Below are 11929 nucleotides of genomic sequence, written 5' to 3' on the forward strand. Positions count from 1 at the left end.
TTTTATTGTACCTTGCCAAAATGCCAGCCACTAGCAGTTTGGCAACATTGTGGGTTTAGTACTAGATCCAAAATGTATACTTTAAATTCTACCACTCTGCCCAGCTCCACACCATTAAGGGGAAGCATAAAGAAACACTCCATCCATTGACAAGTCTGGAAATTACAAAAATAATAGTCCTAAAATTTTGGGCACTATATACTTAAACAAAACGCAAAGAAATAATGAGTGATAAAAAAACAATTAATATTGGAATTGGGTTTGTTACTGGTCGTGTACTTTTTCAAAATCTATTAAAAACATACATCAACAGTTGGCTTGAACACGGCTTGATTGAAAATAAAAAAGTGAGAATTCATGTTTTAGTATCATATGACTTGCGTTATAAAAACACCAATACCGATGATTTTAAAAAAGTGCCACAGGAACTAAAAGACTTGGTAGATTCTATACATTTCTATGGTGTAAACGAAGTAAACAGGGAAATTGATCAATTGGTTGAAGCAGATAATATGATTAATACTGAAGATTGTCATTTGCTTTTTGGAGAAGGTTTTGCAAAAAAAAGAAACATTATAACCTACTTTGCCATAAAACTAAAAATGGATAAACTGCTTTTCATTGATGACGATGAATATCCATTAGCTACCTACCAAAATGATAATGATAAATTATTGTGGATGGGGCAGAGTATTTTAAGTACACATTTGAAATTTAATGATGATGCTGATATTACCCATGGATTACATTGCGGATATATTTCCCCTATTCCTTATTTGGAATTTAATGATATTCTTACTGAAAATGATTTTAAATTGTTCATTGAAGCATTGAGCAACGATATTATTACTTGGGACAAAATGAAACAAATCATTATAAATCAAAAAGGGGTAACTTATGCTGATGAAACTATTTTGAATAATTCCACTGCTTACGAAGTAAGTGAAACTAATGGAATGAAATTTATTTCTGGAGCTAATCTCTGTTTTAATTTAAAAAACTACCAGAAGTTTCCACCATTTTATAACCCTCCCGGAGCAAGAGGTGAAGATACTTTTATGAGTACAGCATTAACGGATTTAAAAGTTGTAAAAGTTCCGTGTTATGCGTTTCACGATGGATTTTCAATGTATAAAAGAATATTAAATGGTGTATTACCGGTGGCTCTGTTACCTATAGAAAATACAAGTAATGAAATACTAATGCGATTTGTAAATGCTACAATCGGTTGGATAAGATATAAGCCATTGTTGGTTTACATAATAGATAATGCAAATTTTGAAGCGACAATGCATACAATCGAAGAAAATCTAAAAATCACTATACCAAAACTTTGTGTTTATTTTAAAACAGAAGATTTTCACAAAATATTAGTTGAATTTGAAAAATACAGAAAAAATGTAAAAAAACATTTTAATGATTTTGAAAAAACTAAAACCACTTGGACAAGGTTGCTTAAAAATTGTATGTAGCAACATAATTGTCAAAGGTCTGCTTGAAATAACAGTTTGGTAAAAAAAAAAGCAGTTTTCGTGCCAAATTAAAATAGATTTATTTGATTGAACTTCTTTAGTTTAGCTGAAAGTTTTGAATCCAAAGCATTGAAACATTAGTGATAAGTTTAACCAACCACTTATCAAAGAATAAATACAAATTAAGATGATGTAATCTTACACTAACGAAATTAGGCTTTGACTTGCAAGAAACTTTTGATTATGAAGGTGACCTGACAGATTGGTTTGAATTGAAAAGAGCTAGTTGGGAGAATAAAAGTTAAATCTGCTAATTAATATATGAGCAGGTTACAACGGGAGTGTACCTGATTTTATTGGCACCCAATAGCATACTGTTATATATCAAAAGGGTCTAATTCTCATTAGACCCTTTATCTTGGCGTTCAACCGCACAGTAATTTTTTGTTTCTTATCGTTTCCTCTTTTTTGTTTCATCATCCAACGATTTTACATGCTGTCGGATTTATTACTGTACTACGTCATTTATCCTTTTACACTTTCGTACTGAAAGTGTGTTTATTACTGTTTTGTATAATAAGAATACCCGTCGGCTAAAATAGTTCAAAAAAAATTAAAATAGGTTCACCTCTTTATTTCCACCATTCACCGAGTTTTTTATTGAGTTAGTCTAATTGCCATAGGGTAGGTATGGATTACACCCTACTTTTGAGTCAACAATTAGAAACAATACTAACATTATAAAAATAAAGACATTATGAAAACTTTAGCAAAAACATTCGCAGCAGCAGTCTTGATCGCAATATCAACATTCACTGTGGCAGCAGGCAAACCAGTAGTAAGCAATACAAAAAATGCAGTAGTCAATCTATCTACAGCAGACCTCGCCATTGACCATTATGTTGCCGTAATGACAGCAGGGCGGTCGGCAGGAGTAGAGCAATTGTTCGCAGCAGATTTTAATCAAAAAATAAAGGCGTCGGACGATAAGACCAATAGCCGTTCAGAAGTTATTTCATTCTTGAAAAGACAAAGAGGAGAGCAGTTGAACTGTAAAACGAGTACAACCATATTAGAGGAGTCCAGCGATTATATGGTGGCTAAAGTAACTCAACAATTTGAAGGATTTACTAAAACCGATCTTGTGACCTTAGTCAATGACGGCGAAACGTGGAAAGTAACGCAATCGATCAATACCTATAGGTAATCAACTTTAATCATATGTTTAGTGAAGGCCATGTCGTGAGATGTGGCTTTTTTTTTAACCTCACAAGGTAGAAAATAGAAAGGTAATTCCATATTCTGTTGCAAATCTGATATTCTTTGCATACCATCCTAGAAGGGGGCAAGAAATCTCTAAAAAAATATTACAATAGTATAAAGGATATCTCCAGGGTAACAGATTTATTGAGGTTTCAGCGTAAAAATAATACTCTGCTAAACCGTGAGTTTACAATAAAATGATATATTTGAGGCATTATATTATTAATACCTGAGTATACTACCTAACCAAAGAAATGTTTTATATCAAAAATTACGTTGAGACAAACAAATATGTAGTAGTTTATGTTTGTTTGATATTGTTTAACTAAGGTTTAGACCCTTCTAACTAAAATTATTATGAAAAACAAGAAGTTAAATTACGTAGCGCCAAAACTATCCGTTGAGGCAGTGCTACTAGAGCAAGGCATTGCCGCAGGTTCGGCAGGTCTAGCCCCTGGAGGACCGGCTGGTTCCAACAATCCTGGAGTGGATGATTTGGATACTGAAACCTCTTCAAAAGACCTCATTTTTTAAGGATGTACAACAGGACTACAACGATAAAAAGAAAAGGAGCAAGGTCCTCTTTTTTTGTAGCGCTGATCATGATTTTGACCATTTTTTCAAACTGTTCCAATAAAGAAGAGTTAGCAGTTTCACCTGATGGGAATCAAGTAAAATTGGTTGTCCAAGTAGCAGGTATTGCTGATGGTGAAGCCATCGCAACGACAAAAATGAAAGCGACAAATAGTATTAGTCAAAACGCTACTGTTCCACAGCTGATAAAATTTAAAGATTACAAAGGCGTTGTCAATTCGACTGAAGCATCGATGCATGATACCCAGCAATTGGTGTTAAATAATATCGGGACCAATAGCAATCTGAGTGTCGCTAGAAATGCTAAGCGTGCCGGAGTTATGGTCAACGGTATTAAGTATCGTATCTTACTGTATAAAAAGTCTGACGGATCTTTCGTTAATTCTGTCGAGGCTACAGCAGGTCAAAGTCTTGAAATCGAAGTTACTCTCGGAGAACAGTACCAGTGGTACGCCTATTCCTATAATACCGAAGCAAGTATTGCAGCACCAACCAGTACAGCTACTCCAACAGTGGAAACACCTATTGATAAGGAACTATTATATGCTTCTGGAGATGTCACTGTGAGTGCTGTAAGTACCGCGCTTCCTATCACTTTTGCACATAAACTCGCACAGGTTTTAGTAGAAGTCAATACCGAGCAATTGGGTGGTAATATTGCGACAATAGATGCCAGTTTTATTTCAGATAACTATTTCAACAAAGGGACATTCAATCTTAAGAGTGGTGCAACAAGTGCTATTGAGTCTTACACGACCGGTCCTTTGGTATTCACTGACCTTGTAGCAGGGTCTAGTAGTATCAAGGTCGCGCGGTTTTATACGGCAGATCCAGCTAATTTGAGCCAATTTTCGATCAAAATCAACGCTTTGACTTTCCAACAAACCGCTGGTGGTATTGTTGAGTTAGTTAATCCATTGACCCCTGCTACTATCGCATTTGGACCATATACGCCAGCATTAGGAAAAGTATTGCGAGGAGAACTTAGGTTAAGTAAACCGCTTTCACCCCTAAAAATAGTTCATGCGGGTCAAATATACTTTGGTACTTCTGGCGGGATGCTTGCATCTTATAATTTATTGAAGGATTGGCGTAATTTTGGAATTGCAACGACAAGTCTAGTGAAAACCGACGGGTTTGAACATATCAATTCGGAGATTGCAGGAGCGCTTGCAACGAATTTGAATGCAGCTGAAAAACCTGATATCGTTATACTTGCTTCTGATGATAGATATGCAAATGCGGCTGATTATACCGCATTATTGACTTATTTACAAGAGGGTGGAGTTGTACTTTTAATGATGGAACCACGATTATTTGATCAGCCATATTTGCAAAGTTTTTTTAATGGAGTTTTCAATAATTCACCTATTGCTCTAAACGAAGTTTATACGGATGGAGATGTTCATCAATTGTCCAGTACTAATGACGGAATTTTGAATGGCGTATTTGGAGATGTAAGGGGTAAGTATTGGGGGTCAAGTACGCAATTTGCGCTGGGTTTAACAGGTATTCCAGCTGGGGCTGTTACGAGCTATTCAACAGGTGCACCAGTCAATAGTACAGCTACGGTACCTGGGGTCACCATGTTTAAGCACAACAGCCTGAATCTTTTTTGGGTAAGCGATATAAGTTTTCTAGGGAATGATTTACAAAGTGGAATCTCGACTTTAAATTACTATCCATTTGCTACAAATGCGCAAAATTTTCCGATAATAAGACCTTTCGGTATGGCTGGGAATGGACATACAGCAGGGAGTATGGATGTTAATAATTCGATTGTTTTTGCCAATTTAATGGCTTGGGCAATAGAAAGAGCTACCTTGAATGGAATCAATACACCTTAATTATTATTTTTTTTCAATCTTATATAGCTGTTTGCATCTTGAAGTGCATCCAAAAGTTTGGATAAAGTTAATTTAGAAATTTTAAGCGACAAGGGCTCGGTACTTTACCGGGCCCTTTGCGCTTTATTTGAGTTTTATTCTCTTATTATTGTAAACTTCAATGTCCTCTTTGAGCTCATCTATCGAATTATATTTTTTAGTGTAGATTTAATATGCCGAAGAAATGATTTACAAGCAAACTCATCGGCGACAAGGAGTGTACCCAGTTTTATTGAATAAGGTTTGCAATCATTACTAGTGACCCTTTATGGATATTTTAATTTCATTACCTGGTTGTAGGCCGCTAATACCTCCACCTATATATCTGACCGTGTATTGTCCAGATTTAAGGGAATAGTTTTTTGCAAGGTCGAATACTATCCTTACACTATCATGTGGAGGCACTTGAATATAGCTTTCCGCAGGAGGGGGCATTACTCGTCTGGCCATTGCACCCGTAAATTGCGCTTCGTTCCCTTGTTGGTCAATAATCTCCATATATTTCCCTAACCTGGGCTCAAAGGGTGTTTTCCATTTGCAAAATTGTTGGGCCGTATCAGCATTGTTTATTACAGTGAAAGATAATTGTACAGAGTCGGCGGTGACATTATTGGCTACCGTTCGTAAATGCGTTTCAAGTTTGGGGGCCTCCGAGACTGTTTGTTTAGCTTCATTTGTAGCGGATATTGGTTTTTGGTTTTGACAGCTAACAGAAATAGTAGCTGCAATAAATATTACTAAATAGAATTGACGAATCATATTATTTTGAGTATAGGTTATTTAATTAGTATAATTTTGCAGGTTTGTTAAAATCAGTTTGTGTCCGAAAGGGGCGGTAGACATCATTTACTTGAGCGAAATCTGAGATACTTCAATCAATTCAGGACCACCTTCCAATGGGTATCCGGGAACTTTTTTACCAATAAGCGAGACGGATCTATTTACATAGTCATTTAACTGTACGTTTGAACTTTTCAAAACGTATGTTTTGTTCTCCGCCTTTATCATATGCGTTCCATATTGAAAGGTGGTCATTCCCAATGGTGTTATTATTCCTATCAAGCTGACTGAGGTAATATCCGTAGTATCTTTCATGCTGCTACAGCTTGATAATATGCCAATGAGAATTGAAAATATCAATATCTTTTTCATAATTTATTAAACGATAAAAACCACTCTTATGCTACATCATAGGTAAATGATATTGGAAATGTATATCGAGTTTGTTGCTTAGATACTTACGTTCAACAAACCAGTACTTTAGCACCAAGTCTAGTTTTCCAAAACGGAGTAACCAGATCATTTCCTGTCTCTTTCTTAAATTGTATAGAGAGTGTTCTTTCTGGGATTGTTAACATAACCGTTCTATTACTCGTTCTCGTGCCCTTTATTCGCATTGGCTTTACCATATGGAATCATGATGTCTTCCCAATTTTGTGCTGGATTGCGAAGTTGCAGCATCATTTTGGGTCAAACATAAAAACTGTTGTCAATCTTATTTTCACCCAAAGTAGTTTCATTGAAAATTCCGCACAGAAAATTGAAGACATGACCTCCTCCCAAAAAACTGCTTTATTTCAATATTTTTAAGGCTTCTAATCCTGCACTCACCAAATTACTTACCACTTTTATTTACGTTTTAACTGTAAATGCTTTTACTTAAGTAAGAGAAAATGCCGCTATCTAAGCAGATAAGTTCGATATAGTATTGTACAGGCTTTTTAAGTTAATGTTAAAGTGTGTTAACCTTTTTGTAGTCAACTCATTGATTGTTAGTTTTGAAGAACTCGCAGCTTTAACCACACCTTTATTATGAGATTGATAATATTAATATTTCTTGTTTACTTTTCAAATCACCTTTTTGCACAACAGGTAACCGGGTTAGTGGTTGACGAAAAGACAAAAAAACCTATTATAAACGCAAGAGTAACGACATCTTCTTACGGCACATTTACTACTGCAACAGGGAATTTTAGTCTGAATAATGTCCATTTTGGAGATACCGTAACAGTTAATCTTATGGGATACGAGTCTTATTATTTCAGGTATAATAATACAACTAAATCTGACACCATATTGGTCTTATTAAAAATCAGTCCAATTGCATTAAAAGAAGTAATGATAAAAGGATTACGTAATTACACACAGGATTCTCTGAACAGGAGAAAGGAATATGCTTCTATCTTTGCTTACAAAGCCCCTACGTTTAAAGATATTTTCATTACTAAGTCACTTAATACACCTACGCATTATTCTCCTTTTCAAAATTCTACTTCTTCTTTAGTTAGCGTCAATCTTCTATCCGTAATTAGTTTACTTACTAAAAATAAAACTGCTAATTCAAAAATGCAGCTAAAGCTCCTAAAGGAAGAAGAATATCAATATGTTGATCATATATTTTCAAGGAAAAAAGTGCAATCTATAACTACTTTAAAAGGTGATTCACTCGAAAACTTTATGAATGCATATCGTCCTTCCATCGAAGAAGTGAAACAAATGACAGACTATCAACTACTATTATATATCAAAAAAAGCTATGATGAATTTATCAAAATCTACAAGCCAGAAAGTTTCCATTTCCTTAACAAATAAAATATTGATGTTTCTCGGATGCATATTGATAATCACAGCATATGTTGAAGAATATGTCTACGTTAAAGACCTTACCACGGATCATGAATTCGGCAGTATTCCAACGGTTCTTTCAGTTGACGAGCTACGCAAAATTGACAAAGGAGGAGCGCACTATGTATGATATCAGTTTAAAACCTAAATGGGATGCCGAGGCTGCTCGTATGTACCAAGAAGGGCTAGAAGAACAATTGAAAGCAGCTACTAAAGCAGCAAAAGCTGCTGAAAAAGCGGTATTAGTTGCAAAAGCCGAAGTTGAGCACAAAAAAGCAATTGAGTTAGCACTCAACATGTTGAACAAAGGCTATAAAAAGGAAGAGGTTAGTGATATCCTTGGCCTTACCATCGAAGAAGTTGAAAATTTAAAATAAATCTACCTTTAATACATAAAACAATAAAAGTCATTCTGTGCAGAATGACTTTTATTGTTTTTATGTATTACCACGAATATCTACCAGTTCATTATTTATTCTGACCAGGGAGAGTGTAGTATACATTCACAGAAATTTTTTCTTTTAAAATTCGGTATCATAAAAGCACATACATCAGCTTTAATATTACCAAAAGTAGTTTCTGTTTTATGTTCAAAACCACTAAAAAAAGTAGGAATAATTTTCTTTTTAAAGTCATTTCTTGGAAAAGCTTTCACAATTTCCTCCCTATGTTCAACCTTTAGATTTTCATAACCTTCGCCCATAACATCCAAGCCTACACCTGAATACATTAAAGCAACTTCATTTTCTTTATGCTCTGCGATACCAATGGTTGTGTGTAGAGCAATAGTATCCCAAACTAATTGTATTTTTTCTTTAGAAACATCATGACTTTTTAAAAAATCCCGAGCAGCATTGGCCCCATCTACTTCAAAACGAAGGTCTGGACTGCTATAGGGTGAAACAAGACCTAAATCATGAAACACCGACGCTACATATAATAACTCTGCATCGTAGACCAAATTTTCACGATGTGCATTCAATGATGAAAATAAGAATACGCGCAGTGAATGGTTATAGATGAACTCTGTTCCATGCTCTAACAAAAGCTCGGTCGCTTGAGTAGCTATTTTACTATCCGGAATAATTACACCGGCTACTTTTTTAAAACTATTTATTGACATAATGAAACTTTTTTCTCAAAATTAGTTTAAAACCAATCTCCAAAGAATATCATTAATTACGTTTAGTATGTCAAAATATGCTTGCTTAACTTTAAAATTCTATTTTGATAAATTTATGGCGGTAATCAAGGGGTGATATTTTGGTGTTCTTCTTAAAGAAATGGCTCAATTGTTCAGATGATTTAAAATTAAGCTTATACGCGATTTCTTTCACTGTGATAGAACTAAACTGTAAAAACCGTTTAGCTTCGGCCACTATCTGACCATTGATGATTTCTTTCGCACTCAAGCCGCTACATCTTTTACAAATCTCACTAAGTCTTCGTGGCGTAATATTCAACATCTCAGAATAATTACTTACAGCGTGATATTTGCAATATTCAACACTAAGAATATCCATAAATTTACGGTATAAAATATAATCCTGACTGTCAAATATTATATCTTCGGTCAATTTTACATTTGCCAATTTAATCATTATTACTTTTAAGTATGCCGCTAATACATCCATTTGATTGAAGTATTGCGGCGTAATATATTCATTATATAGCGTCTTTAATAAAAATGACAGGTCATTAATTTCGGAATTGTTCAGTTTCAATAATTAATTTGCCATAGTATTATTAAAGAGTACTGCTTTACAATTACTGGCACTTTTGGGTGCTCTCTCCCAAAAGCAATCTCCGAAAGAAATGACATAACCAGATATAATTGAGGAATTTTCAAATTTATAAATCTGACCTTTAGACATTAAAAAGACCTCATTATTGCTTATTTCGAAAGATTTCCCGTCTATATCCAATATTCCTTCTCCACTTTCTATTAATTGTATTCGATGATAACTAAGTCTCTGAGAATAGACTTCCTCAAACACAAAATCATCATATCGTTCGATTGAAAAAGAGTTGTCAATGTCAGGTTCCGTAAAAATCTCTCTTTCTAATTTCATTTTATAGTTTTTATTATAAAGTTACAAAATACATATGCACAATTTTAAATTTACAATAGTTATTAATCGAAGTTTTAACAGTTCATCTGTTGTTTTGTTGTCACCTTTATGGTTATACTATCCAACAACACACGTTTACAAATGACTATAAACGTTTAACATACGGCTAATATTTTCAGTTTTCTGATATTTTCTTTAAGTAATCAATTATTTAAGCAAACCGTATTATTATGAACAATTATTCACAACCCGTATTTATTGACCCGACGACCGATGAGGGATTCAAGAGATTATTCGGAGATAAGGTCAACCTGCTCAATTTCCTTAACATCATCTTCCGTGGTCGCAAGACCATCACCGTCTTATGTATTGGGAGACCGAGCGTATCGGTGCAGCAGAAGACATCGGCAAGGTTATCTTTGATCTCGTAGTTCAGATCAGCACAGGCGAGGAAATCATCATCGAGATGCAGACCAGCAGCCAGACCAATCTCAAGCAACGGATGTTGTACTATGCAAGCAATGTTATTTCCGACACCGCACCAAAAGGCAGCCGTAAAGTCTGGGGCTATGCCATTCCCGAAGTCTATACCATAGTATTGATGGATGGCTTTCATATGCCAGGAGGCGATCGGACAACCTATTTTCATGATACCTGCCTGTGTAGTAGAGACTCAGGGGAAGTTTTTTGTTGGAAGAGTTTATTGTTTTTGTCAGCAAGAGATTTTCCTTACTGTTGCTTAAGTAGGCAACAGTAACTCAATTAGTTTTACGAAGGTTTGGGGTTCATATACTTGGAATCTCGAAGGGAACTATCATTCCATCAAGATATATTATTGATGATAAATTGATTAACTTTGTTAAAAGCGAAGCAGAGGTTAACAACGAACTGGACAAAGTATTCTTTATGCTGAAGAATATGTCTACGTTAAAGACCTTGCCACGGATCATGAATTTGGCAGTATTCCAACGGTTTTTTCATTTGGCGAGCTACGCAAAATTGACTAAGGAGGAGCGCACTATGTATGATATCAGTTTAAAACGTAAATGGGATGCCGAGGCTGTTCGTATGTATCAAGAAGGGCTTGAAGAGCAATTAAAAGCAGCTACTAAAGCAGCAAAAGCTGCTGAAAAAGCGGTATTGGTTGCAAAAGCCGAAGGTGAGCATAAAAAAGCTATTGAGTCTGCTCTCAACATGTTGACTATCGAAGAAGTTGAAAATTTAAAATAAATCGGCCTTTAATACATAAAACACCAAAAGCCAGTCTACGCAGGATGGCTTTTATTGTTTACCATTACCACAAATACCGACCAGTTCATAATACCGACTCACTCAACTACAATCAGATGGCTATCGAAGACATTCTAGCACTACGGGATATCTTTTGGATAGACCCGAGGGTGGGGTAGGTATTTAAAAAGGAGGTCAATACCGTTCGAGTTTATCACGTACTGATAATAATAGTAAGTTTTGTATTCTGAAATATGTCGTGTGTGAATTTAAATAATTATTTTAAAGTCTCTATGCATACGCTTGTTTTGGCAATACTTGTTGTATGGTATCGGATACTGTAACTTTGCATTAATCTATAACCATTTCCGTCAAAATCAGACTACGTTTTCAAATTTTGGGTCTTTTTCTAATGCTTTGTTAAGTACAAATCGATTTTCTTCGCCCCATTGTTCAATAGTTAAAATCAAAGGTAAAAGTTTTTCGCCAAGTTCTGTAAGTCCATATTCAACTTTGGGGACTTTGGTGTTGAAAGTTTTTTTATTGATAAATCCGTGTAATACTAAGTCTTGCAATTGTTTGTCCATCACTCTTCTGTCAGCGTTTGGAATTTTGCGTTGCAGTTCACTTGGACGCTTTAGGTTTTTAGAAATATAATAAACAAGCATCAGCTTCCATTTGCCATTTAAAAGTTCTTTAAAAAAATGTAAACCGCAATCAAGTTGAACAGGTGTTTTTTTTTGATACATAGAGAATAATTTTACGTGTCGCCAACTTACTGGATACG

The 11929-nt window shown here is 35.0% G+C and carries 14 protein-coding genes; 8 read left to right on the forward strand and 6 right to left on the reverse strand.

The annotated features are described in order from the left end of the window. The first annotated feature begins 224 nt into the window (after positions 1-224). The 4 genes from ACFX5U_RS08050 (at position 225) to ACFX5U_RS08065 (ending at position 5176) form a co-directional block, all read left to right on the forward strand. Positions 225-1472, forward strand: a complete 1248-nt coding sequence (locus tag ACFX5U_RS08050) for a hypothetical protein (protein ID WP_400263009.1) — start codon at positions 225-227, stop codon at positions 1470-1472. A 757-nt stretch (positions 1473-2229) separates the two neighbouring features. After that, positions 2230-2679: a nuclear transport factor 2 family protein gene (locus ACFX5U_RS08055; RefSeq protein WP_400263010.1), complete on the forward strand. Its 450-nt coding sequence runs from the start codon at positions 2230-2232 to the stop codon at positions 2677-2679. Positions 2680-3092: 413 nt separating this feature from the next. Further along, positions 3093-3269, forward strand: coding sequence for a hypothetical protein (locus ACFX5U_RS08060; protein WP_400263011.1), 177 nt, complete (start codon positions 3093-3095; stop codon positions 3267-3269). Positions 3270-3271: 2 nt separating this feature from the next. Further along, on the forward strand, positions 3272-5176 hold the full coding sequence (locus ACFX5U_RS08065) for a fimbrillin family protein (RefSeq protein WP_400263012.1): 1905 nt from the start codon (positions 3272-3274) through the stop codon (positions 5174-5176). A gap of 294 nt (positions 5177-5470) precedes the next feature. Here ACFX5U_RS08065 and ACFX5U_RS08070 read toward each other — a convergent pair whose 3' ends face one another. Continuing rightward, entirely contained in the window at positions 5471-5974 is a 504-nt protein-coding gene (locus ACFX5U_RS08070; RefSeq protein ID WP_400263013.1) for a protease, read from the reverse strand. Between the two features lie 87 nt (positions 5975-6061). Beyond that, positions 6062-6367, reverse strand: coding sequence for a hypothetical protein (locus tag ACFX5U_RS08075; RefSeq protein ID WP_400263014.1), 306 nt, complete (start codon positions 6365-6367; stop codon positions 6062-6064). Positions 6368-7027: 660 nt separating this feature from the next. Here ACFX5U_RS08075 and ACFX5U_RS08080 point away from each other — a divergent pair. Continuing rightward, the gene (locus ACFX5U_RS08080) at positions 7028-7807 is read left to right on the forward strand and encodes a carboxypeptidase-like regulatory domain-containing protein (RefSeq protein WP_400263015.1); all 780 of its coding nucleotides are present in this window, start codon (positions 7028-7030) and stop codon (positions 7805-7807) included. A 41-nt stretch (positions 7808-7848) separates the two neighbouring features. Next, positions 7849-8217 (forward strand): hypothetical protein, encoded by a 369-nt coding sequence (locus tag ACFX5U_RS08085; protein ID WP_400263016.1) that lies wholly within the window; start codon positions 7849-7851, stop codon positions 8215-8217. Between the two features lie 95 nt (positions 8218-8312). Here the strand turns inward: ACFX5U_RS08085 and ACFX5U_RS08090 are convergent, their stop codons facing one another. The 3 genes from ACFX5U_RS08090 to ACFX5U_RS08100 form a co-directional block, all read right to left on the reverse strand. Further along, complete coding sequence (locus tag ACFX5U_RS08090) at positions 8313-8963, reverse strand: HD domain-containing protein (protein ID WP_400263017.1); 651 nt, start codon at positions 8961-8963, stop codon at positions 8313-8315. A gap of 91 nt (positions 8964-9054) precedes the next feature. Next, complete coding sequence (locus ACFX5U_RS08095; protein ID WP_400263018.1) at positions 9055-9564, reverse strand: helix-turn-helix domain-containing protein; 510 nt, start codon at positions 9562-9564, stop codon at positions 9055-9057. Between the two features lie 3 nt (positions 9565-9567). Next, entirely contained in the window at positions 9568-9912 is a 345-nt protein-coding gene (locus tag ACFX5U_RS08100; protein ID WP_400263019.1) for an AraC family ligand binding domain-containing protein, read from the reverse strand. 364 nt (positions 9913-10276) lie between these two features. Here ACFX5U_RS08100 and ACFX5U_RS08105 point away from each other — a divergent pair, with 364 nt between their 5' ends. Further along, on the forward strand, positions 10277-10669 hold the full coding sequence (locus ACFX5U_RS08105; RefSeq protein ID WP_400263020.1) for a PD-(D/E)XK nuclease family transposase: 393 nt from the start codon (positions 10277-10279) through the stop codon (positions 10667-10669). Positions 10670-10758: 89 nt separating this feature from the next. Then, on the forward strand, positions 10759-11142 hold the full coding sequence (locus ACFX5U_RS08110) for a PD-(D/E)XK nuclease family transposase (protein ID WP_400263021.1): 384 nt from the start codon (positions 10759-10761) through the stop codon (positions 11140-11142). Between the two features lie 377 nt (positions 11143-11519). Here the strand turns inward: ACFX5U_RS08110 and ACFX5U_RS08115 are convergent, their stop codons facing one another. Next, positions 11520-11891, reverse strand: a complete 372-nt coding sequence (locus ACFX5U_RS08115) for a winged helix-turn-helix transcriptional regulator (RefSeq protein ID WP_400263022.1) — start codon at positions 11889-11891, stop codon at positions 11520-11522. Between the last annotated feature and the right edge of the window lie 38 nt (positions 11892-11929).

The organism is Sphingobacterium sp. SG20118, assembly GCF_044740685.1.
GTDB lineage: Bacteria > Bacteroidota > Bacteroidia > Sphingobacteriales > Sphingobacteriaceae > Sphingobacterium.